This is a genomic window from Streptomyces sp. NBC_01017 (assembly GCF_045162795.1).
Classification (GTDB): domain Bacteria; phylum Actinomycetota; class Actinomycetes; order Streptomycetales; family Streptomycetaceae; genus Streptomyces; species Streptomyces machairae.
Map to the genome: position 1 here is coordinate 5476772 of NZ_CP108683.1, position 21881 is coordinate 5498652.

Consider the following 21881-nt stretch of genomic DNA (forward strand, 5'->3'; position numbering starts at 1 on the left):
TATACGGCCGTAAGGGGCCCTGCGTAGGTCCTCCACAGAGCATTCCCTTCTTCTAGAACCTGTTCTATCTTGACGCTCCGTCAGATCGCCGTGGGTGTGGACGTGTGGAAGGGCAGGGACCGTGGACTTCACCTTCACCGAGGAGCAGCAGGCGGCGGCCGAGGCGGCGCGCGGGGTGTTCGCCGGGGTCGCGCCGGACTCCGTGCCCTCTCCAGCGCTCACGCCGGGCGCCGTCGCCGACGGCTTCGACCGCCCGTTGTGGGGCCGGCTCGCGGACGCCGACCTGCTGAGCCTGCTGCTCGCCGAGGAGTACGGCGGGGCCGGCCTCGACGCCGTCGCGCTCTGCCTGGTGCTGCGCGAGTCGGCGAAGGTACTGGCACGGGTGCCGCTGCTGGAGAGCAGCGCGGCGACGGCGGCCGTCCAGGCGTACGGCGGCCCCGAGCTGAAGGCCGGGCTGCTCGCGCGGGCGGGCCGCGGGGAGGCCGTGCTCACGGTCGCCGCGCACGGCCGCACCGGCCACGACCCGGCCGAGCTCGCGGTGACCGCCCGGCAGGACGGTTCCGGCTCCGGGTGGGTGCTGGACGGGGTGCAGACGGCGGTGCCCTGGGCGTACGACGCCGATCTCGTCGTCGTGCCGGCCCGTACGGCCGCCGACCGGACCGTCCTCGCGCTGGTCCCGCGCGAGGCGCAGGGGGTCACGCTCGCCGAGCAGTTCTCGACCAGCGGGGAGCGGCTGGGGGAGCTGCGGCTGGACGCGGTGGAGCTGGCGGCACGGGATGTCATCGATGCCGAGGGGGCGTGGGAGTGGCTGCGGGAACTGCTGGCCACAGGGACCTGTGCGCTGGCGCTCGGGCTGGGTGAGCGGGTGCTAGGGATGACCTCGGAGTACGCGGGCAAGCGGGAGCAGTTCGGGCATCCGATCGCCACGTTCCAGGCGGTCGCCGTGCAGTCCGCCGACCGCTACATCGACCTGCGCGCGATGGAGGCCACGCTGTGGCAGGCCGCGTGGCGGATCGCCTCGGGGGCGCCGGGAGCGCTGCCCGCCTCCGGAGACGTGGCCGTGGCCAAGATCTGGGCCTCGGAGGGCGTACGCCGCGTCGTGCAGACGGCCCAGCATCTGCACGGCGGCTTCGGCGCCGACGTCGACTATCCGCTGCACCGGTACCACGCCTGGGCCAAGCACCTTGAGCTGGCGCTCGGCCCGGCGGCGGCGCACGAGGAGGCGCTGGGGGATCTACTGGCGGCGCATCCGCTGGGCTGACCTGCGGATACCGGGTGCCCTGGGGGACGTACGGTCCCTACAGGACGAAGCCCGGCTGACCCTCGTCGGTCACCACGGGACGTCCCACCGCCGCCCACACCTGCATGCCGCCGTCGACGTTCACGGCGTCGATGCCCTGCTGGACGAGGTACATCGCGACCTGCGCCGAGCGACCGCCGGAGCGGCAGATCACATGGACGCGGCCGTCCTGCGGGGCGGCCTCGGTCAGCTCGCCGTAGCGGGCCACGAAGTCGCTGATGGGGATGTGCAGGGCCTTCTCGGCGTGACCCGCCTGCCACTCGTCGTCCTCACGGACGTCCAGCAGGAAGTCGTCGTCCTTGAGGTCGGTGACCTCGACCGTCGGCACGCCAGATCCGAAATGCATGAGTCCGACGCTACCGGACGGGCGCGGGTGCCCGACGGGGCTCCCGGGAGGAGGCCCCTCGCAGGCCCCATGTGGGCGATCTCCGGCCCCTAGTCGAGCAGTGCTGCCAGTTCCGCTTCCCGCGCCTCGACCTGGGCCAGGAGCTGGTCGGCGATCTCGTCGAGGAGACGGTCGGGGTCGTCCGGGGCCAGGCGGAGCATGGCACCGATCGCGCTCTCCTCCAGCTCGCTCGCGACCAGGGCGAGCATCTCCTTGCGCTGGGCGAGCCACTCGAGGCGGGCGTACAGCTCCTCAGCCGGGGTCGGGCCCTGCTCCTTCGGCACCGGTCCGGCGGCCCACTCCTCGGCCAGCTCCCGCAGCAGCACCTCGTCGCCACGGGCGTAAGCCGCGTTGACGCGAGTGATGAACTCCTCGCGCCTCGAACGCTCGGCCGCCTCCTGGGCGAGGTCCGGGTGTGCCTTGCGGGCCAGCTCGCGGTAGAGCTTGCGGGCCTCGTCGCTCGGGCGCACCCGCTGCGGGGGCCGCACCGGCTGGTCCGTCAGCATCGCCGCGGCCTCCGGGAACAGCCCCTCGCCATCCATCCAGCCGTGGAACAGCTCCTCGACGCCGGGCATCGGCAGCACCCTGGCACGTGCCTCGTCGGCCTTGCGGATGTCCTCGGGGTCGCCGGTCCGGGCGGCCGTGGCCTCGGCGACCCGGGCGTCCAGCTCGTCGAGGCGGGCGTACATCGGGCCGAGCTTCTGGTGGTGCAGCCGGGAGAAGTTCTCCACCTCGACGCGGAAGGTCTCCACCGCGATCTCGTACTCGATCAACGCCTGCTCGGCGGCCCGCACGGCCCGCTCCAGCCGCGCCTCGGGCCGCTCCGCCCCGTCCTCGGCCGGCACCTGTGCCTCACCACCCTGCTCAGCTCCGCCGGCGGGCACCTCGGCACCGCCCGACGTCCCCGCACCAGCGGGCTCGGCCTGGGACTGTTCAGCTTCCGGCGTCGTCACCCGACCAGCGTAGGCCACGTGCGCCCGGCCCTTCGTGCCTGCGGCTCCGCGCCGACGGCTCGGCCCCTTCGCCCCAGTGGGCCTGGGCCCTTCGTACCCAGCGGCTCCGGACCTCCGCCTTGGCCGGCCGGCCTGGCCCTCGTGCCCTGCGCTTCCGCTCCGGCGGCTGCGGACCCTCGCGCCGACCGCCCGGACCTTCGCCCAGGAGGCCCGGCCCCTCACTCACTCTCTCCTGCTCGGCCCTGCGGGTCCGGCTCTGAGCCCCACCAGGCCCGGACGCTCGTCCCGGCGGACAGCGCCGCTCCCCGGTCCTACCCGCCCCGCCCTCACGCCTCGGGACAGCCGGCGGCCACCCACCCCGCCACGAGATCCCGGCACACCACGACAAGCGTCCCGGTCCGACAGGAGATCTCATGCGAGCAGCCCTCTGCATGCGGAAGCACCTCGTCGAGAACCACCTCCCCCAAAATGCGCACATCGCAGACCTCCGCGGTGTCCACATGGAAGCGCGAGACGCCCTCGTAGCGGACGACCAGGTCCTCGTCGTGCTTCCCGCAGTGGTGCCGGAGCCGGAGCTCGGCCCTGTCGCCGACGCGCCGGACCTCGTGGGGCGTCAGGTCCTTCACACAGCGTCTGCCGGAGAAGTCGTAGTGGCCGGGGTCGGTGGCGAACGCACGTGCGCCGGACGGCAGGTCATCCGCGAGCTCGGACAGCCGGGCCGGATACGCGGTCGGATCGATGACGCCGACCGACTCGCCGGGCCCACCGGTGCCGAGAGTGACGTACCTCACCGCCCCCTCCCGGCGAACCAACCGCCTCCCCTCACACCCCGGTCTCCGCCGCGATCCGCCCCTCCCGCACCGCCGACACCAGAGCGGTGTGGTCCGCCTCCGTGCGGTCGGCGTAGGTGACGGCGAATGCTGCGATCGCCTCGTCCAGTTCCTCGTTCTTGCCGCAGTAGCCGGCGATGAGGCGGGGGTCGGCGCTGTGGGAGTGGGCGCGGGCCAGCAGGGCGCCGGTCATGCGGGCGTAGTCGTCTATCTGGTCGGCAGCCAGCGCGGCCGGGTCGACGCTGCCCTTGCGGTTGCGGAACTGGCGTACCTGGAAGGGCCGTCCCTCGACCGTCGTCCAGCCCAGCAGAATGTCGCTGACCACCTGCATCCGCTTCTGGCCGAGCACCACGCGCCGCCCCTCGTGCTCCGGCTCCGGCACCTCGAAGCCGGCCGTCACCAGGTGCGGGACGAGGGCCGAGGGGCGGACCTCCTTCACCTGAAGGACCAGCGACTCGCCCCGGTGGTCCAGGAGCAGGACGACGTACGAGCGTGTGCCCACGCTGCCCGTGCCCACCACGCGGAACGCCACGTCGTGCACCGCGTGCCGGGAGAGCAGGGGGTGGCGGTCCTCGGAGAGCGTGCTGAGGTAGCTCTCCAGCGACGACGCGACCGCCGCCGCCTCCGCGTCCGGAACCCGGCGCAGCACGGGCGGGGCGTCGACGAAGCGGCGGCCTCCGTCCCCGGTCGACTCCGTCGACTTCGCCGCGAAGCGCCCACTGGTGTTGCCCCGCGCCTTCTCCGCGACCCGCTCCAGCGTGCCGATCAGGTCATGGGCGTCGGTGTGGGAGACCAGTTCCTCGTTCGCGATCGCGTTCCACGCGTCCAGCACCGGGAGCTTGGCCAGCAGGCGCATGGTGCGCCGGTAGGCACCCACCGTGTCGTTCGCCGCCTTGCGGCACGCGTCCTCGTCCGCGCCCGCCTCCCGGCCCGCGAGCACGAGCGAGGTGGCGAGGCGCTTGAGGTCCCACTCCCAGGGGCCGTACAGCGTCTCGTCGAAATCGTTCAGATCGATGACCAGGCCGCCACGCGCGTCGCCGTACAGGCCGAAGTTCGCCGCGTGCGCGTCACCGCAGATCTGGGCGCGGATCCGGGTCATGGGGGTGCGGGCGAGGTCGTACGCCATGAGTCCCGCCGAGCCGCGCAGGAACGCGAAGGGCGTCGCCGCCATCCGGCCGACCCTTATCGGCGTGAGCTCGGGGAGCCGGCCGAGGTTGGACTCCTCGACTGCGGCCACGGCGTCGGGCCGGGCGGCGTCGAGGTCGAGAACCGCGTGGTCACCGCGCGGAACCCGCCTGCGCAGTGCCTTGCCGTCCTCCTTGGGCGATCCGCCGCCGGGCCACTCGGCGAAGCCACGCACCCTGGGCAGCCGAGGCGCCGCGGAATCCGACGACGCCTTCGAAGCCGCCGCAGCCACCTGCGCCGTAGCCTCCGCACCGACCTCGGTCACCGACCGCCTCCCCCGCTCACGCACGAACATCAACTCGTGCCGACGTTACAGCCGGTGGCCGAAACGCGTCAGACCCTGTGGACAACTCCACGGTTGTGGAAAACGCCGCCCGGCCGCGGGTGCCGCACCGCCGGGGCAAGGGTGCTGCGATCCGCCTGGGCGGTTGTCCGGCCCGTCCGCTTCGGCGGTTGTCCGGCCCGTCCGCTTCGGCGGTTCTCCGGCCCGTCCGCTTCGGCGGTTCTCCGGCCCGTCCGGCTCGGCGGTTCTCCGACCTTCCGCCTCAGCAGTTCTCGAGTTCCTCGCCGCCCGCCAGGTACTCCTTCGCCCACAGGCCCAGCTCGGTCAGCGCGGGCTCCAGCGCGGCGCCGGCCTCCGTCAACCGGTACACCACCCGCAGCGGCGGCCCCTCATACACCTCACGCACCACCAGTCCCGCGGCGGCGAGTTCGGTCAGCCGGTCGGAGAGCATGCGCTCGCTGATGCCGGGAATCGCCCGGCGCAGGGCGACGAAGTACGCGGGCCCTGCGGTCAGGACGGACACGATCGGGCCGGTCCAGCGCTTTCCGAGCAGCTGGAAGACGCGGGTGATGCCCTCGTCGACCCGTTTGCACGCCGATACGTCGTGACTCTGCTCACCCGCCATGCCCTTCAGGGTACTGCCCTGCAGTACGGGGATGAAAAAAAGTAAGTGACTGTGTTATTCATAGTCGAGTACGAATCCTCAGTAACTGCGGGAAGGTGCATCCAGCCCGCTGCCTGCTTCTCTGGAGACCTCCATGGCAACGCTTCTGCACATCGACTCCTCGGTCTTCCCGACCGACGCCTCCTCCTCCCGCGCCGTCACCGACGCCTTCCGCCGCACCTGGCAGGAACAGCACCCCGAGGGCACGGTGATCCACCGCGACCTGGCCCTGAACCCCGTCCCGCACATCTCCGCCCACGCCCACACCGCCGGCTTCGCCGATCCGGCCACGCACACCCCCGAGCAGGCCGCCGCCTTCGCCGAGCGCGTGACGCTGATCGAGGAACTGGAGCGTGCGGACGCCGTGCTGATCGGCGCCCCGATGTACAACCTGACGATTCCGTCGACGCTCAAGGCCTGGCTGGACCAGGTGGTCCTGTTCGGCCGTACCGCGGGCGACGCCCAGTCGGTCAAGGGCACCCCGGTCACCGTCGTGGCCAGCCGCGGCGGCGCGTACGGTCCGGGCACTCCGCGCGAGGGTTACGAGTACGTGCAGAACTATCTGTCGGCAGTCCTGGCCGACTTCCTCGGCGCCGACCTCGAGTTCATCGTTCCGGAGCTCACGATGGCCCCGGCCAACCCGGCGATGGCCGAGCTGGTCCCCCTCTTCGAGGCCTCCCGCGAGCGTGCCCTCGACGAGGCCGCCACGAAGGCGAAGCAGCTGGCCCAGCGGCTCGCGGCGTAGCAACATCGCAGGCTGCCGCAGGGCTGCCGCACTGCAGCCACGTGCGCGTGGGAGACCCGCTCCGGCGAACGGGGCCCTACGCGCGCGTGGCGTTGCGCAGCCTCAGGGAGCCACTACGACGCCCAACCCGCCGGAGAAGGGCACGTCTCGCGACGCCTCACGGGTCACGGTCACGGGGTCATGGGTTACGGGTTACGGGAACCGCCGACACCCTGCACCGAAACAACCGAACCACCCACGCCCACGGCCGACCCCCACCAACCGCGCCGCCCCACGAGCGGCCGTCACCGGTTCCGTGCGCCGGAACCAGGCAGCCGGCACCAGCGGGATAAACCAGGTATCCGAACCGCGTCGCCGGGATCAGGCACATCGCCGGCCCCAGCCCGAGCGCCGACCGGTCCGCAGCTGCGACGACGGTCCTGGGCGGACGTACCGCCAACGACACCGCGACGCCGACGGCAGCGGCCGGGAGCCCGGCCATGGCGGGGAGGGAACGGCCGGGGACGTACGTGGCCGGCAGGTACCCCGGCAGCGGGCCGGCCGCCGGTGAGCGCAGCCCGCCCTCGCCGAGCGGGAAGAGCACCACGCGCTCGGCGAAGGCGTGCGGATCGGCCAAGGCCACCGGCACCACGGCCGGCGTGGCCACCAGCACGGCGACGGCTCGGCCCGTATCGCCGCCCGGCGCCCCGCCGTCATCGCGAGCAGTACCAGCCCCACCGGCAGCAGCGGCCAGGCCGTCCACTTCAGCGCGGCCGGCCCCCAACGCCGGCCCCGCCGCCGTACCGGGCCCGCCCCGGCCCGCCGGCGCCGGCCCGAGGCACATCAGCCCGATCACCGGCGGATCGACACCGCCGACGGCCGGCGGGAGCGCCACCGCGGGGAAGACCGCGAGGAGGAGCACGGCGTCCGGCGCGACGCCCCGTAGCTCGGCTTCCCACGGATCGACTCCCCGTCGGCGAGCGGCGTGCCGCCGAACAGCGCGTGAGGAATGCCGAAGATCGCCATGCCCGGCAGGTAGGGGTTGTAGTCAATCTCGCGCCGAGACGGCACCAGCCACCTCGGCCGAACGTCCACCGTTCACAGCCCTCGCAGCGAACCCCTCAGCCGAACGACCGACCGGCCGACCCGGCCTCCGACCGGGGCCCGGACCGACCGAAGGACCTTGCGGCGACCGCGGTCACCGACCCCGCACACCCCACCGGCACAATCACCGCATGCATCTGACCTCTGTCGTCCTCGTCGCCCTCATGGCGCTGCTGCACATCTACATCCTGGTCCTGGAGATGTTCCTGTGGCAGCGCGGCCCGGGCCGCCGCTTCTCCGGCTTCGACGCCGAGTTGGCCCGCACCACCGCGCCGCTGGCGGCCAACCAGGGCCTCTACAACGGATTCCTCGCCGCGGGGCTGGTCTGGGGCCTGATCGCCGACGACCCGACCGGATACCGCGTCCAGGTCTTCGTCCTGTCCTGCATCGTCGTCGCGGGCGTCTACGGCGCCGCCACCGCCAACCGCCGCATCCTCTTCGCCCAGGCCCTGCCGGCAGCCGTGACCCTCGCCACGGTCATCGCGGCCGGCTGAGCACGGCGCCGTGTCCTGAGAGCTTCATCACAGGTCACGGCCGCCGAGGGAGCCGTATCGATGCGGTGAGGGCGCGACGTGTCGAACGCAACACCGCACAACGAGAAGAGGCGGCATCGTGTTTACGATGCCGCCTCTTCGGGGGTGCGCGAGGGGGGAGTTGAACCCCCACGCCCTTGCGGGCACTGGAACCTGAATCCAGCGCGTCTGCCTATTCCGCCACCCGCGCATTGGGTGTGTCCTCGGGCTCTTCCCTTGCGGTCCGGCGCCTTCCGACACGCAGAACATTAGCACGCCGTCCAGGGTGGATTCACATCCCTTATCCCCAGGCAGCCGCCGTGCAGCGGGCATGCGCAGGCCGTGCAGATGCCTTGCGGCGGCCGTACAGTCGCCCACCAGCACGGTCGGGACAGCCCGCCCCGGACCGGCCGAGCCGGGGTGCCCCGCGCTCCGTATCAACGAGAACCTGTTCACGTATCAACCTCGTACCGGTACCGCGCATCTCCCCAGGAGCCGGTCGGGGTCCACAGTCAGGTGCGGGACACTGGTCTTCGGCCGCCTCTACGATCCATGGCAAGACTGTGTGCGTGAGGAGTTCGAAGGGGAGCTCCACAGGGAACTTCGAGGGCGTCGACACCCGTCGACCGGGCCGACAGGGGGAACCAGCCGATTCACCGGCGCGTGGATACGATCAGTAAGCAGTACCAGGTAAGGCAGTGCCCGCCCGGCGGGAAAAAGGACGAAGCAGGCAACGGAGGAGGTGCCCCATGGGAGTCCTGAAGAAGTTCGAGCAGCGTCTCGAAGGTCTGGTCAACGGCACCTTCGCCAAGGTGTTCAAGTCCGAGGTCCAGCCCGTGGAGATCGCGGGAGCGCTCCAGCGCGAGTGCGACAACAACGCGACCATCTGGAACCGCGACCGCACGGTCGTCCCCAATGACTTCATCGTGGAGCTCAGCGCCCCGGACCACGAGCGTCTGAGCCCCTACTCCGGCCAGCTCGGCGACGAGCTCGCCGGCATGGTCCGCGACTACGCCAAGCAGCAGCGCTACACCTTCATGGGCCCGATCAAGGTCCACCTGGAGAAGGCCGAAGACCTCGACACCGGCCTGTACCGCGTACGCAGCCGCACGCTCGCCGGCTCCGCCGACCAGCAGGGCGGCCAGCCGGCCCCCGCACCCGCCGCCCCGGCCGGGCGGCCCGGTGGCAGCGGTGGTGGCGCCCAGGGCGGCTACGGCTACCCGCCGGCCGCCGCACCCGCGAGCGCCCCGCCCATGCCGGCCGCGCCGCCACCCGGCGGCCGCCCCGGCGGTTACGGCTACCCGCAGCCCGCGGGCGGCCAGCGACCCCCCGCCGCGCCCGCGGCCGGCGGTCGCACCCGCTACTGGATCGAGATCAACGGCACCCGCCATCAGATCTCCCGCGCGACGCTGGTGCTGGGCCGCAGCACCGACGCCGACGTGCGGATCGACGACCCCGGCGTCTCCCGCCGGCACTGTGAGATCCGGACCGGAACGCCCTCGACGATCGCGGATCTCGGGTCCACCAACGGCATCGTGGTGGACGGGCAGCACACCACCCGCGCTACGCTCCGCGACGGCTCGCGGATCGTCGTGGGCAGCACCACCATCATTTACCGGCAAGCCGAAGGGTGAAGCGGGGGCAATGTCAGAGCTGACCCTCACGGTCATGCGGCTGGGTTTCCTGGCCGTCCTGTGGCTGTTCGTGATCGTGGCCGTGCAGGTCATCCGCAGCGACCTGTTCGGTACGCGCGTCACGCAGCGCGGATCACGTCGCGAGGCCGCACGGCCGCAGCAGGCCGCACGGCAGGCGGCGACCCCGCCGCAGCAGCGCGGCCAGCAGGGCGGCGGCCGCCAGCGCCGTAACGCCCCTTCCAAGCTGGTCGTGTCGGAGGGCACGCTCACCGGCACCACCGTCGCGCTCCAGGGCCAGACCATCACCCTGGGCCGAGCGCACGACAGCACGATCGTGCTGGACGACGACTACGCCTCCAGCCGACATGCCAGGATCTACCCGGACCGCGACGGCCAGTGGATCGTCGAGGACCTGGGCTCCACCAACGGCACGTACCTCGACCGAACGCGGCTCACGACCCCGACACCGATTCCGCTGGGCGCGCCGATCCGCATCGGCAAGACCGTCATCGAGCTGCGGAAGTAGTACGACAATGAGCGAGCGGAGCGAGCACGCAGTGGCGGCCCCCACCAGGGGCCCCGGCGCGCTCCCGACCGGAGGGTGGGCACCGTGCGGATGTACCCGGAGCCGACGGGCGAGGTGCGCATGAGTCTGTCACTGCGCTTCGCCGCCGGATCGCACAAAGGCATGATCCGGGAGGGCAACGAGGACTCCGGATACGCCGGTCCGCGCCTGCTCGCCATCGCCGACGGCATGGGCGGCGCCGCCGCGGGCGAGGTCGCCTCCTCCGAGGCGATCTCCACCATCGTCGCCCTCGACGACGACGTCCCCGGCTCCGACATCCTCACCTCGCTCGGTACGGCCGTACAGCGCGCCAACGACCAGCTGCGCGCGATGGTCGACGAGGACCCGCAGCTGGAGGGCATGGGCACCACGCTCACGGCCCTGCTGTGGACCGGCCAGCGCCTCGGCCTCGTCCACGTCGGCGACTCGCGCGCGTACCTGCTCCGCGACGGCGTGCTGACGCAGATCACGCAGGACCACACCTGGGTGCAGCGCCTCGTCGACGAGGGCCGCATCACCGAGGAAGAAGCGACCACGCATCCGCAGCGGTCCCTCCTCATGCGCGCGCTGGGCAGCGGCGACCACGTCGAGCCCGACCTCTCCATCCGTGAAGTCCGCGCCGGCGACCGGTACCTGATCTGCTCCGACGGCCTCTCCGGCGTGGTGTCCCACCAGACCCTGGAGGACACCCTCGCCAGCTACCAGGGCCCCCAGGAGACCGTCCAGGAGCTCATCCAGCTGGCGCTGCGCGGCGGCGGCCCCGACAACATCACCGTGATCATCGCCGACGTCCTCGACCTGGACACCGGCGACACCCTGGCCGGGCAGCTGTCCGACACCCCGGTCGTGGTCGGCGCGGTCGCCGAGAACCAGCAGCACCACCTGCACGACAACGGCATCATGCAGACCCCCGCCGGCCGCGCCTCAGGGCTCGGCCGCCAGGTGCCCGGACAGGGCGGCGGAGGCGGCGAGTTCGGCCCGCCCGGCTCCGGCGACACCACCGGCTATGTACCGGCGGGCGGCTTCGGCGACTACACCGACGACGACTTCGTCAAGCCCCGCAAGGGCCGCACGTGGCTGAAGAGATCCTTCTACTCGGCCCTCGCCCTCGCCGTCATCGGCGGCGGCCTGTACGGCGGCTGGCGCTGGACGCAGACCCAGTACTACGTCGGCACCAACGAGAAACACGTCGCCCTGTACCGCGGGATCAGCCAGGACCTGGCCTGGGTCTCGCTCTCGAAGGTGGAGAAGGACCACCCCGAGATCGAACTCAAGTACCTGCCGCCGTACCAGCAGAAGCTCGTCGAGGGGACCATCACCGAGGGCGGCCTCAAGGACGCCCAGGCGAAGATCGACGAGCTGGCACTGCAGGCCTCCGCATGCAAGAAGCGGTCCGAGCAGCAGGCCGCCCAGAGCGAGCAGAACTCCAAGACGGGCGAAGGCGAGGCCGGAGGCACCACGGGAACCACCCGTACCTCCCTTACGTCCAAGGCGACACCGACGCCGAATCCGTCGGCGTCCACCAAGTCCCCGCCCCCGTCCACCTCCCCGACACCGACTGCGACGCCAAACCCCGGCCCCACTCTCTCGGAGGAAGAGCAGAAGGTCGTCTCGAACTGCGGTACGCAGTAGGCAAGCCGTGAGAGGCCCCGTCACACGATGAGCAGTACTACGAACTCGCCGACGCATCACACGTCCACGATCGGCGCGATCGGCGCGCCGAGCAGGCGCAACACCGAACTCGCGTTGCTGGTGTTCGCGGTTGCCATTCCGGTGTTCGCCTATGCCAACGTGGGGCTGGCGATCAATGACCAGGTACCGGCCGGTCTTCTGAGCTACGGAATCGGCCTCGGCCTGCTGGCCGGCATCGGCCATCTCGTCGTACGGAAGTTCGCGCCTTACGCCGACCCCCTGATGCTGCCGCTGGCCACGCTGCTGAACGGCATCGGCCTGGTCGTGATCTGGCGGCTGGACCAGTCGGAGAAACTCCAGCAGAGCAAGACCTTCGTCGAGGCGGCACCGCGCCAGTTGCTGTACTCCGCGATGGGCGTCGCCCTGCTGGTGGCCGTGCTGATCTTCCTCAAGGACCACCGGGTCCTGCAGCGCTACACCTACATCTCCATGGCCGCCGCGCTGTTCCTGCTCCTCCTGCCGCTCGTACCAGGGCTCGGCGCGGACGTGTACGGCGCCAAGATCTGGATCAAGATCCCCGGTCTCGGCACGCTCCAACCCGGCGAGTTCGCGAAGATCATTCTCGCTGTCTTCTTCGCCGGCTACCTCATGGTCAAGAGAGACGCCCTGGCCCTGGCCAGCCGCCGCTTCATGGGCTTGTATCTGCCGCGCGGCCGCGACCTCGGTCCGATCCTCGTCGTCTGGGTGATCTCGATCCTCATCCTGGTCTTCGAGACCGACCTCGGTACGTCGCTGCTGTTCTTCGGAATGTTCGTCATCATGCTGTACGTCGCCACCGAGCGGACCAGCTGGATCGTCTTCGGTCTGCTGATGTCCGCGGTCGGCGCCGTCGGTGTGGCGAGCTTCGAGCCGCACATCCAGACGCGTGTGCAGGCCTGGCTCGACCCGGCGCGCGAGTTCGCGCTCTCCCGCTCCGGCGTCCAGGACGGCATCGTCCACTCCGAGCAGGCCATGCAGGCCCTGTGGGCGTTCGGTTCCGGCGGCACCCTCGGCACCGGCCTCGGCCAGGGCAACTCCGACCTCATCGGCTTCGCCGCCAACTCCGACTTCATCCTCGCCACCTTCGGCGAGGAGCTGGGCCTGGCAGGCGTCATGGCGATCCTGCTGCTCTACGGGCTGATCGTCGAGCGCGGTGTGCGTACGGCCCTCGCGGCCCGCGACCCGTTCGGCAAACTGCTCGCCGTCGGCCTGTCCGGCGCCTTCGCCCTCCAGGTCTTCGTCGTGGCCGGCGGTGTCATGGGCCTCATCCCGCTGACCGGTATGACGCTGCCGTTCGTGGCATACGGCGGTTCCTCCGTCATCGCCAACTGGGCTCTGATCGGCATCCTGCTGCGCATCAGCGACACCGCACGCCGCCCGGCGCCCGCCCCCGCGCCCAACCCCGACGCCGAGATGACCCAGGTGGTCCGTCCGTGAACAAGCCCCTACGCCGGATCGCGATCTTCTGCGGACTTCTGGTCCTGGCGCTTCTCATCCGCGACAACTGGATCCAGTACGTCCAGGCCGACGAGCTCAGGACCGACAAGAACAACCGCCGCGTCGTCATCGAGCGCTACGGCACACCCCGCGGCGACATAATCGTCGACGGCAAGGCCATCACCGGCTCGGACGAGACTTCGGGCAGCGACTTCAAGTTCAAGCGCACCTATACGAACGGCCCCATGTGGGCGCCCGTCACCGGATACGCCTCGCAGGCCTTCGGCGCCACCCAGCTGGAGTCCATCGAGGACGGCATCCTCACCGGCAACGACGACCGGCTGTTCTTCCGCAACACCCTCGACATGCTCACGGGCAAGGAGAGGGAGGGTGGAAACGTCGTCACCACCCTCAGCGGCGCCGCGCAGAAGGCCGCGTACAACGGTCTGAAGAAGCAGGGCGCCAAGGGCGCCGTCGCGGCCATCGAGCCGTCGACCGGCAAGATCCTGGCGCTGGCCTCCTACCCGTCGTACGACCCCTCGTCCTTCGCCGGCAACTCCACGACGACCGACACCGACGCGTGGCAGAAGCTCCAGAAGAAGACCAACCCGGACGACCCGATGCTCAACCGGGCGCTGCGCGAGGTCTACCCGCCGGGCTCGACCTTCAAGGTCGTCACCGCCGCCGCGGCCCTGGAGCACGGCCTGTACACGGACGCCGACGAGAAGACGAAGTCACCGGACCCGTGGGTCATGGAGGGCACCACCACCAAGCTGCCGAACGAGGGCAACATCCCCTGCAAGGACGCGACCCTGAGGGTCGCCCTGCAGTACTCCTGCAACACCGTCTTCGGCAAGGTCGGCTCGGACCTCGGCAACGACAAGATGCTGGAGACGGCCAAGAAGTTCGGCTTCACCGAGGAGCAGTTCACGCCGGTCCGCACCAGCGCGTCGATCTTCTCCGACAACATGAACCCCTCGCAGACGGCACTGTCCTCCATCGGCCAGTTCAACACCGCCACCACCCCGCTGCAGATGGCCATGGTCGCCTCGGCCGTCGCCAACGACGGCACGCTGATGAAGCCGTACATGGTCGACGAGATCCAGACCAACAATCTCGACCCCCTCGAGAAGACCGACCCCGAAGAGATGAGCAAGCCGCTGTCCGGGGAGAACGCCGAGATCCTGCAGTCGATGATGGAGACGGTCGTCCAGGACGGCACCGGTAAGAAGGCGCAGATCCAGGGCGTCAAGGTCGGCGGCAAGACCGGTACCGCCCAGCACGGTGTGGACAACAGCGAGAACCCCTACGCGTGGTTCATCTCCTACGCCAAGCTCAGCGACAACAGCTCGCCGGTGGCCGTGGCCGTGGTGATCGAGGACGAGAACGCGGTCCGTGACGACATCTCCGGCGGCGGCCTCGCGGCCCCCATCGCCAAGAGCGTCATGGAGGCGGTCATCGACAGCAAGAAGTGACCCCGCTCACGTCCCCTTCACATCGGTGCACGTTGCGATACCGGTCCTGTATCGGGTTACGGGCTTGGCCAGGTCACACAAGATGAGCCGGGTACGGTATGCCCGGACGGCACACCTCCGCACCCACAAGGGTGACGGCGGGACCGACGGAGAGGGCTGGTAGGTAGCTATGGAAGAGCCGCGTCGCCTCGGCGGCCGGTACGAGCTGGGCCAGGTGCTCGGCCGTGGTGGCATGGCGGAGGTATACCTCGCGCATGACACCCGGCTCGGCCGCACCGTGGCGGTGAAGACGCTGCGCGCGGATCTCGCGCGCGATCCGTCTTTCCAGGCCCGGTTCCGCCGGGAGGCCCAGTCGGCCGCCTCGCTCAACCATCCCGCGATCGTGGCGGTGTACGACACGGGCGAGGACTACATCGACAACGTGTCGATCCCGTACATCGTCATGGAGTACGTGGACGGCTCCACGCTGCGTGAGCTGCTTCACAGCGGCCGCAAGCTGCTGCCGGAGCGCGCCATGGAGATGACCATCGGCATCCTCCAGGGCCTGGAGTACGCGCACCGCAACGGCATCGTCCACCGCGACATCAAGCCGGCGAACGTCATGCTGACGCGCAACGGCCAGGTCAAGGTGATGGACTTCGGCATCGCCCGCGCCATGGGCGACTCCGGTATGACGATGACGCAGACCGCGGCCGTGATCGGCACCGCCCAGTACCTCTCGCCGGAGCAGGCCAAGGGCGAGCAGGTCGACGCCCGGTCGGACCTGTACTCCGCCGGCTGCCTGCTCTACGAGCTTCTGACGGTGCGGCCCCCCTTCGTGGGCGACTCCCCGGTCGCGGTCGCGTACCAGCACGTCCGGGAAGAGCCGCAGGCTCCCTCGGTCTTCGACCCGGAGATCACGCCCGAGATGGACGCGATCGTCCTGAAGGCGCTGACGAAGGACCCGAACTACCGCTACCAGTCGGCCGACGAGATGCGCGCCGACATCGAGGCCTGCCTCGACGGCCAACCCGTCGCCGCCACGGCGGCCATGGGCTCGGTGGGCTACGGCGGCTACCCGGACGACCAGCCGACCACGGCCCTGCGTTCCGCCGACGGCGGCGCCACGACGATGCTGCCGCCCATGAACCCGGACGACGGCGGCTACGGCTACGACGACCGCCCGGACCGACGCCGCCAGCAGAAGAAGTCCAACACCTCGACGATCCTGCTGGTCGTCGCGGCTGTGCTGGTCCTCGTGGGCGCGGTCCTGATCGGCCGGTGGGTGTTCAGCGGCGACGGCGTCGGGAACAACACGGTGGCCGTGCCCAACCTGGTCGGCCAGAGCCAGAAGGACGCCGAGAGTCTGCTGACGAACAGCGACCTCAAGGTGGGCGAGGTCACCAAGAAGGCCTGCGAGGCCCAGCCCCAGGGCAAGATCTGCGAACAGAACCCCGAGCCAAAGACCACTGTCGACAAGGACTCGTCCGTCGATCTGGTGGTTTCGACGGGTGCGCCGAAGGTCACGGTGCCGAGCGTGATCGGGCTGAAGCTCAACGAGGCCAAGGAGCAGCTCGAGGACGACGACTACCAGTTCGTGGTCAAGACCGAGACCCGCGAGACCTCCTCGGACGACCCGAACACGATCCTCGACCAGGACCCGCGGCGCGGCGAGGAGGTCGAGAAGGGCTCGACGATCACCCTCACCGTGGCCAAGGAAGAGGAGAAGTCCACCGTCCCGGACGTCCTCGGCAAGACCTGTGACGAGGCCAAGGCGCAGATGACGGCCAACAACCTGGTCGGCACCTGCACCGAGGTGGAGACCCAGGACCCGAACCAGGTCGGCAAGGTCATCGCGACCTCACCGGAGGCGAACAGCTCCGCCGACAAGAACTCGACGGTGACCATCCAGATCGGCAAGGCAGCCGAGCAGGAGCAGGTGGCCGTGCCGACCGTGACCCAGCTGTCTCTCAAGGACGCCAAGAAGGCGCTCCAGGACGCAGGGCTGGCCGTGGGCAACATCCAGGGTTCCCAGGACGACAACGCCATCGTCTTCACCCAGGACCCCCAGCCGAACACCCCGGTCGCCAAGGGCACCGCGGTCAACCTGGTCGCCGTGCCCGGCCAGGGCGGCAACAACGGAGGCGGTGACAACGGCGGGATCTTCGGCGGCGTGACGGGAACGTCGGCCCGCACGGAGGACTGACCCCCGGTATCAAAGGCTGAGCCCCGGTGCCCCGAACAGGGCACCGGGGCTCAGCCATATCCATCCCGGCCCGGCAACGAACAGCTGAAGGGGGCTGTCGCTAACGCAGCTCCTCCGGCACCGTCCGCTCCGCATCCACCTTCTCCACCCGCTCCAACTCCCCCCACACCACATACCGATACCGGCTCGTGTACACCGGCGTGCAGGTCGTCAGCGTGATGTAGTGCCCCGCCTTCGTCCTGCCCGATTCCTTCGGGATGGCGGAGAGGACCTTCACGTTGTACTTCGAGGTCTCGGGAAGGACGGCGTAGACCTTGTAGACGTACCAGTCGCCCTTCGTCTCGAAGACGATCGGGTCGCCCTTCTTGATCTTGTGGATGTTGTGGAACTCCGCGCCATGGCCGTCGCGATGGGCGGCGACGGAGAAGTTGCCCTTCTTGCCCGAGGTCGGCAGCGTCGCCTTGACGGGGTCGGTGTAGTAGCCGGCGACGCCGTCGTTGAGGATCTTCGACGTCGTGCCCTTCTCGACCAGGATGTCGTCGCCGCTCATCGTCGGCACGTGCAGGAAGCCGATGCCGTTCTTGGAGTCGAACTCGGCGGGACGGCCGGAGTCCTCGTCCTCGTGGGCCCAGATGTCACGGACCTTGTCGGCCTGTTTGTCCGCCGCGCGGTCGGCGACGACGTTCGTCCACCACAGGGAGTAGACGACGAACAGGCCCAGCACCAGGCCCGCCGTGATCAGGAGTTCGCCGAAGACGCTGACCGCCGTCGCGATCCGGCCCCTGCCGCGGCGGCGTGCCGGGGGGCGCGGTGCTGCGGGGGCGGCCGTCTGCTCTTCGGTGCCGTCGGTGGTCGCTGCCACTTTTTCATCTGCCTTTAACTGACGAGCGCATCCGGCTTGCCCTTGCTGCGCGGCCGTTCCTCGACCATCTTGCCCCAGACGATCATCCGGTACTTGCTGGTGAACTCCGGCGTACACGTGGTGAGTGTGATGTAGCGGCCCGGCCCGGTGAAGCCCGACCCCGGTGGAACCGGTTCCAGCACGCTCACGTTGCTCGGCGACGTCACCGGCAGGATCGACGCCATCTTGTAGACGTAGTACTTGTCCTGCGTCTCCACGACCATCGCGTCGCCCTGTGCGAGCCGGTTGATGTACCGGAACGGTTCACCATGGGTGTTGCGGTGCCCGGCGAGCGCGAAGTTGCCGGTCTTGGCGTCCGGCATCGCCGTCTTCAGCTTGCCCTCGGCGTAGTGGCCGACCATGCCCCGGTCGAGCACCTTCTTGTTGCTGATGCCCTCGGCGATCGGGACGACGACGTCCAGCTTCGGGATGTGCAGGATGGCGAAGCCCTGCCCCGGCTGGAAGGTCCCCGGGTTGCGCTTGCCGCTCGCCCAGTCGTTCTGGAGGCTGCTGGCTTCCTTGTCCGCCTGGGCGTGCGCGCGGACGTTCGTCCACCACAGCTGGTAGCTGACGAACAGCAGCATCAGCACGCCGGTGGTGATGAACACCTCGCCGATCGCCCGGCTGGCGAGGACACCCGGGCTGGGCTTGCGCGCCCTTGCCTGTCTGCGGGCCTCCAGGCGCGAGAGGGGGGCCTGAGAGGATTCCGAGCCCGTCTCGGCGGACTCCGACGCCGCGTGTGAGCCGCCGTGCCGCCCATGACGCCGCTTGGCGGCCTTTCTGCGGGCCGCACGGCCGCCTGTTGGGGTTCCCGCGGCGGAAGCTGCGGAGGAGGCGGCAGAAGCCGATACGCGGCCGGCGAGGGGCGGCGGATCGGGTACCCGCAGGGCCACCGTCTCGTCGTCCGCAGGAGGTATGTACGGCTCCGCATACGGTTCCTCGTACGGCTGTCGGGCCGCGGCGGCCCCCTCAGTGCCGTAGCCCTCGGTGCCGCTGGTCTGCGTTCCGTACCCGTCGGTGCCGTAGGTGTATCCGCCGCCGTAGCCGTCGGCGCCGTAAGCCTCGGCGCCCGGCCCGTGCGCCTGCCCCTGAGTGACGTGGTCCTCCCCGCCGTACTGCTCCCCGCGCGCACCCGGCCCCCCGTACGGCTGCTGCCCGTACGAGGTGCCCTGGTCGCCGACGCCGCCGTAGGAGTCCGTGAAGGACTCCCCGTACGTGGCGCCGGACTCGCGCTCGGGGCGCAGCGCGGTCACGCCGTGGCCCTGCCCACCACCGGGGCGAGCCCCGTCGACCTCGCCACCGCGCCCTGGTCGCCGCATTCCACCAGCCAGTTGGCCAGCATCCGGTGCCCGTGCTCGGTCAGCACGGACTCGGGGTGGAACTGCACGCCCTCGACCGGGAGTTCACGATGGCGCAGGCCCATGATGATGCCGTCGTGTGTCCGCGCGGTGACCTCGAGGTCGGCCGGCACCGTCTCGGGCTCGGCGGCCAGCGAGTGGTAGCGGGTCGCGGTGAAGGGCGTCGGCAGGCCTGCGAAGACGCCCTTGCCCTCGTGCTCGACCAGCGAGGTCTTTCCGTGCAGCAGCTCGGGCGCACGGTCGACGACACCGCCGTACGCGACCTGCATCGACTGCATGCCGAGACAGACGCCGAAGACGGGCACCCCGGTCGAGGCGCAGTGGCGCACCATCTCGATGCAGACCCCGGCCTCCTCGGGCGTGCCCGGGCCCGGCGACAGCAGGACACCGTCGAAGCCGTCCTGCGCGTGTGCCGTCGACACCTCGTCGTTACGCAGGACCTCGCACTCGGCGCCCAGCTGGTAGAGGTACTGGACCAGGTTGAAGACGAAGCTGTCGTAGTTGTCCACGACGAGAATGCGCGCGCTCACTGGTTGTCCACCGTCACATCGTTGAAGGGCAGGAGCGGTTCGGCCCACGGGAAGACGTAGTTGAACAGGACGTAGACCACGGCCACGACCAGAGCGAGCGAGAGCAGCGCCCTCGCCCACGCGTTCCCCGGCAGATGCCGCCAGATCCAGCCGTACATGCCGTCCCTTCCGTCGCACCACGGCACCAGACTCACGCCGTACAGCCACCAGACTAACGGCGCAACGCCTCCGGTTTCCCGGCCTCCACAGGCTGGGTGGAGTCGAGATGGGCCCACACGATCAGCCGGTGACTGTGCCCCCACTCGGGATCGCACGTGGTCAGGGTCAGATAGCGGCCTTCACGCGTGTACCCCGACTTACGGGGCACAGCGTCAATCACCTCAATGTCGGTGGGCACGGTTTTGTAAGGGCCTTTGTCGATCCGATACGTGAACCAGGTCGTACCGTCCGTCAGCACCACCGCATCGCCGGCCCGCAGCCTCGGGAAGTCCTTGAAGGGGTCGCCGTACGTGCGCCGATGACCGGCGACCGAGAAGTTTCCCTTCTGACCGAGCTGGGCGGTGCGCGCGTAGTGGCCGAGGCCCTTCTTGAGGGTCTTGGTGGCGGTGCCTTCGAGCACCGGCTTGTTCCACGTGAAACCAAGGCGCGGGATGTACATGATCGCGAAGGGCTTGTCCGCGGCATACGGGGCGGGCTTCGGCGGACTCGTGGTCGCGCCCGGAGTCGTACCGGCGCCCGGACTTGCCGAACCGCCGGGGGCCGCGGCCGTCGGGCGTACCGCCTCTTGCGCCCACTGGTCCTGTAACTGATCGATCTGGTCGTCCATGACGGTGTCGGCCTTCACACCGGTCCAGAACAGCACATAGACGACGAAAAGGACGATCACGGTACCGACGGTGATGCACAGTTCGCTGACGGTCCTGACGACGACACGCACCGGCAGCTCCAGAGAGGGGCTCACTCACTCCACGGGCTTGGCGTACTGCAGATCCACTGTGCCCGAGTAACCCGGCAGAGTCACCGTCCCGTCCTCGGTGACTTTCCAGCCGAGGCCGTAGACATTGACGTACACCATGTAGTTCTGAATCGCCGTCGAGGCCGCGAGCGCCTGCTGCATCTTCTCCGGATCACCGACCGCCGTGATCTTGTACGGCGGTGAGTAGACCCGGCCCTGGAGGATCAGGGTGTTGCCGACGCAGCGGACCGCGCTGGTGGAGATCAGCCGCTGGTCCATGACCTTGATGCCCTTGGCGCCGCTCTGCCACAGCGCGTTCACCACGGCCTGGAGGTCCTGCTGGTGAATGACCAGGTAGTCGGGCTGCGGCTCGGGATAACCGGGGAGCTTGGCGGTGGCGTCCGGCGGGGCGTCGTTGAGCGTGACCGAGATCGCCTCGCCCGTCAGCTTCTGCGTCCCCGCGTTCTGCTCCAGGGCAGCCAGCTTGTCGTCCTCGGCCTGGGTGCTGCCGTCGTCACGCTCGGCCAGGGACTCCACGTCGTCCTGCAGAGCCGCGTTGGACTCGCCCAGCTCGCCGTTCTTGTGGCTGCGCTCGTGGATCAGGTCCGAGAGCTTCAGCAGAGAGGCGTCCGTGCGGATATTGGTGCCCTTGGCCGTGTTGAAGCTGGTGAAGAAAATGAGCCCGGCGAGAGCGAAAACGGCCGCGGTCAGCACCCGCACCGGCCGGAATCGGCCGCGTACAGGGCTGGATCCAGCCCCGGGGGAGTCGGCAGAATTGCTCAACGTACCCTTATCTCCTTCGGCGCCGCGGAAGCACTACGCTAACGGACGCCCGGGGGAGCAATCAGAGTCCCCTTGTACGCTGCCCCGAGCCAGCCACAGTTCCCTGCGCGGCCACGCAGCGCATCGACAGGAGAGACCCTCGTGCCGAAGTCACGTATCCGCAAGAAGGCCGACTACACGCCGCCCCCGTCGAAGCAGACGACCGCGATCAAGCTGAACAGCCGCGCCTGGGTCGCGCCCGTGATGCTGGCCATGTTCCTCATCGGCCTCGCCTGGATCGTCGTCTTCTATGTGACCGACGGTTCGCTGCCCCTCGATGCGCTGGGCAACTGGAACATCGTCGTGGGCTTCGGCTTCATCGCCGCCGGCTTCGGCGTCTCCACTCAGTGGAAGTAGCGGTCGAGACGTCGGCGTCAGCCTCAGCGGCAGTCGACGCGGCGGCCACTT

At 69.8% G+C, this 21881-nt stretch carries 22 protein-coding genes and 1 tRNA gene; 11 read left to right on the forward strand and 12 right to left on the reverse strand.

The window, feature by feature from the left end:
* Window positions 1-121 precede the first annotated feature (121 nt).
* Window positions 122-1261, forward strand: coding sequence for an acyl-CoA dehydrogenase family protein (locus OG331_RS24955; RefSeq protein ID WP_406199958.1), 1140 nt, complete (start codon window positions 122-124; stop codon window positions 1259-1261).
* A gap of 37 nt (window positions 1262-1298) precedes the next feature.
* Here the strand turns inward: OG331_RS24955 and OG331_RS24960 are convergent, their stop codons facing one another.
* The 5 genes from OG331_RS24960 to OG331_RS24980 all read right to left on the reverse strand — a co-directional run bounded on the left by OG331_RS24960 (window position 1299) and on the right by OG331_RS24980 (window position 5561).
* Window positions 1299-1628 carry a rhodanese-like domain-containing protein gene (locus OG331_RS24960; RefSeq protein ID WP_406210253.1) on the reverse strand — a complete coding sequence of 110 codons (330 nt, stop codon included), beginning with the start codon at window positions 1626-1628 and terminating at the stop codon, window positions 1299-1301.
* Between the two features lie 107 nt (window positions 1629-1735).
* The gene (locus OG331_RS24965; protein WP_406199960.1) at window positions 1736-2638 is read right to left on the reverse strand and encodes a J domain-containing protein; all 903 of its coding nucleotides are present in this window, start codon (window positions 2636-2638) and stop codon (window positions 1736-1738) included.
* Between the two features lie 326 nt (window positions 2639-2964).
* On the reverse strand, window positions 2965-3429 hold the full coding sequence (locus OG331_RS24970; protein WP_406199962.1) for a hypothetical protein: 465 nt from the start codon (window positions 3427-3429) through the stop codon (window positions 2965-2967).
* 31 nt (window positions 3430-3460) lie between these two features.
* Window positions 3461-4948 carry a DUF2252 domain-containing protein gene (locus tag OG331_RS24975; protein WP_406199964.1) on the reverse strand — a complete coding sequence of 496 codons (1488 nt, stop codon included), beginning with the start codon at window positions 4946-4948 and terminating at the stop codon, window positions 3461-3463.
* A 250-nt stretch (window positions 4949-5198) separates the two neighbouring features.
* Complete coding sequence (locus tag OG331_RS24980; RefSeq protein WP_406199967.1) at window positions 5199-5561, reverse strand: winged helix-turn-helix transcriptional regulator; 363 nt, start codon at window positions 5559-5561, stop codon at window positions 5199-5201.
* 133 nt (window positions 5562-5694) lie between these two features.
* Here OG331_RS24980 and OG331_RS24985 point away from each other — a divergent pair, with 133 nt between their 5' ends.
* The 3 genes from OG331_RS24985 to OG331_RS24995 all read left to right on the forward strand — a co-directional run bounded on the left by OG331_RS24985 (window position 5695) and on the right by OG331_RS24995 (window position 7922).
* The gene (locus tag OG331_RS24985; protein WP_406199970.1) at window positions 5695-6345 is read left to right on the forward strand and encodes an FMN-dependent NADH-azoreductase; all 651 of its coding nucleotides are present in this window, start codon (window positions 5695-5697) and stop codon (window positions 6343-6345) included.
* A 601-nt stretch (window positions 6346-6946) separates the two neighbouring features.
* Window positions 6947-7270 carry a hypothetical protein gene (locus tag OG331_RS24990; RefSeq protein WP_406199973.1) on the forward strand — a complete coding sequence of 108 codons (324 nt, stop codon included), beginning with the start codon at window positions 6947-6949 and terminating at the stop codon, window positions 7268-7270.
* A 289-nt stretch (window positions 7271-7559) separates the two neighbouring features.
* Complete coding sequence (locus OG331_RS24995) at window positions 7560-7922, forward strand: DUF1304 domain-containing protein (protein ID WP_406199975.1); 363 nt, start codon at window positions 7560-7562, stop codon at window positions 7920-7922.
* 145 nt (window positions 7923-8067) lie between these two features.
* Here the strand turns inward: OG331_RS24995 and OG331_RS25000 are convergent.
* Window positions 8068-8151 (reverse strand) — tRNA-Leu (locus OG331_RS25000).
* Window positions 8152-8689: 538 nt separating this feature from the next.
* Here OG331_RS25000 and OG331_RS25005 point away from each other — a divergent pair.
* The 6 genes from OG331_RS25005 to pknB all read left to right on the forward strand — a co-directional run bounded on the left by OG331_RS25005 (window position 8690) and on the right by pknB (window position 16907).
* Entirely contained in the window at window positions 8690-9574 is an 885-nt protein-coding gene (locus OG331_RS25005) for an FhaA domain-containing protein (RefSeq protein WP_406199977.1), read from the forward strand.
* A 10-nt stretch (window positions 9575-9584) separates the two neighbouring features.
* A complete protein-coding gene (locus OG331_RS25010) occupies window positions 9585-10100 on the forward strand; it encodes an FHA domain-containing protein (RefSeq protein WP_383608365.1) in 516 nt (171 codons plus the stop codon).
* Window positions 10101-10190: 90 nt separating this feature from the next.
* A complete protein-coding gene (locus OG331_RS25015; protein WP_406210256.1) occupies window positions 10191-11771 on the forward strand; it encodes a Stp1/IreP family PP2C-type Ser/Thr phosphatase in 1581 nt (526 codons plus the stop codon).
* Between the two features lie 27 nt (window positions 11772-11798).
* Window positions 11799-13247 (forward strand): FtsW/RodA/SpoVE family cell cycle protein, encoded by a 1449-nt coding sequence (locus tag OG331_RS25020; protein WP_406199981.1) that lies wholly within the window; start codon window positions 11799-11801, stop codon window positions 13245-13247.
* Window positions 13244-14722, forward strand: a complete 1479-nt coding sequence (locus tag OG331_RS25025; RefSeq protein ID WP_406199984.1) for a peptidoglycan D,D-transpeptidase FtsI family protein — start codon at window positions 13244-13246, stop codon at window positions 14720-14722. Before OG331_RS25020 ends, OG331_RS25025 begins: the two co-directional genes overlap by 4 nt.
* Before the next feature lie 169 nt (window positions 14723-14891).
* The gene (gene pknB / locus OG331_RS25030; protein WP_406199986.1) at window positions 14892-16907 is read left to right on the forward strand and encodes a Stk1 family PASTA domain-containing Ser/Thr kinase; all 2016 of its coding nucleotides are present in this window, start codon (window positions 14892-14894) and stop codon (window positions 16905-16907) included.
* Between the two features lie 100 nt (window positions 16908-17007).
* Here pknB and OG331_RS25035 read toward each other — a convergent pair whose 3' ends face one another.
* From OG331_RS25035 to OG331_RS25060, 6 genes are read right to left on the reverse strand one after another with little or no spacing between them, the layout of a single operon-like run.
* Entirely contained in the window at window positions 17008-17769 is a 762-nt protein-coding gene (locus tag OG331_RS25035; protein ID WP_406199989.1) for a class E sortase, read from the reverse strand.
* A gap of 14 nt (window positions 17770-17783) precedes the next feature.
* Window positions 17784-19061, reverse strand: a complete 1278-nt coding sequence (locus OG331_RS25040; protein WP_406199991.1) for a class E sortase — start codon at window positions 19059-19061, stop codon at window positions 17784-17786.
* Window positions 19058-19696, reverse strand: coding sequence for an aminodeoxychorismate/anthranilate synthase component II (locus tag OG331_RS25045; protein WP_363041644.1), 639 nt, complete (start codon window positions 19694-19696; stop codon window positions 19058-19060). The genes OG331_RS25040 and OG331_RS25045 overlap by 4 nt, the downstream gene beginning before the upstream one ends.
* Complete coding sequence (locus OG331_RS25050) at window positions 19693-19890, reverse strand: hypothetical protein (protein WP_365055405.1); 198 nt, start codon at window positions 19888-19890, stop codon at window positions 19693-19695. Before OG331_RS25050 ends, OG331_RS25045 begins: the two co-directional genes overlap by 4 nt.
* Window positions 19891-19907: 17 nt before the next feature.
* Window positions 19908-20633, reverse strand: coding sequence for a class E sortase (locus tag OG331_RS25055; protein ID WP_406210259.1), 726 nt, complete (start codon window positions 20631-20633; stop codon window positions 19908-19910).
* Window positions 20634-20657: 24 nt separating this feature from the next.
* A complete protein-coding gene (locus OG331_RS25060) occupies window positions 20658-21434 on the reverse strand; it encodes a DUF881 domain-containing protein (RefSeq protein ID WP_406199993.1) in 777 nt (258 codons plus the stop codon).
* A 141-nt stretch (window positions 21435-21575) separates the two neighbouring features.
* Here OG331_RS25060 and crgA point away from each other — a divergent pair, with 141 nt between their 5' ends.
* Window positions 21576-21830: a cell division protein CrgA gene (gene crgA, locus OG331_RS25065; RefSeq protein WP_328425900.1), complete on the forward strand. Its 255-nt coding sequence runs from the start codon at window positions 21576-21578 to the stop codon at window positions 21828-21830.
* Window positions 21831-21881 lie beyond the last annotated feature (51 nt).

Bases quoted from the DNA above. Each gene is read 5' to 3' on its own strand.
- OG331_RS24980 (WP_406199967.1), bottom strand. From the start codon at position 5,561: ATGGCGGGTGAGCAGAGTCACGACGTATCGGCGTGCAAACGGGTCGAC.
- OG331_RS25020 (WP_406199981.1), top strand. From the start codon at position 11,799: ATGAGCAGTACTACGAACTCGCCGACGCATCACACGTCCACGATCGGC.
- pknB (WP_406199986.1), top strand. From the start codon at position 14,892: ATGGAAGAGCCGCGTCGCCTCGGCGGCCGGTACGAGCTGGGCCAGGTG.
- OG331_RS24985 (WP_406199970.1), top strand. From the start codon at position 5,695: ATGGCAACGCTTCTGCACATCGACTCCTCGGTCTTCCCGACCGACGCC.
- OG331_RS24995 (WP_406199975.1), top strand. From the start codon at position 7,560: ATGCATCTGACCTCTGTCGTCCTCGTCGCCCTCATGGCGCTGCTGCAC.
- OG331_RS25010 (WP_383608365.1), top strand. From the start codon at position 9,585: ATGTCAGAGCTGACCCTCACGGTCATGCGGCTGGGTTTCCTGGCCGTC.
- OG331_RS25005 (WP_406199977.1), top strand. From the start codon at position 8,690: ATGGGAGTCCTGAAGAAGTTCGAGCAGCGTCTCGAAGGTCTGGTCAAC.
- OG331_RS24975 (WP_406199964.1), bottom strand. From the start codon at position 4,948: ATGTTCGTGCGTGAGCGGGGGAGGCGGTCGGTGACCGAGGTCGGTGCG.
- OG331_RS25015 (WP_406210256.1), top strand. From the start codon at position 10,191: ATGTACCCGGAGCCGACGGGCGAGGTGCGCATGAGTCTGTCACTGCGC.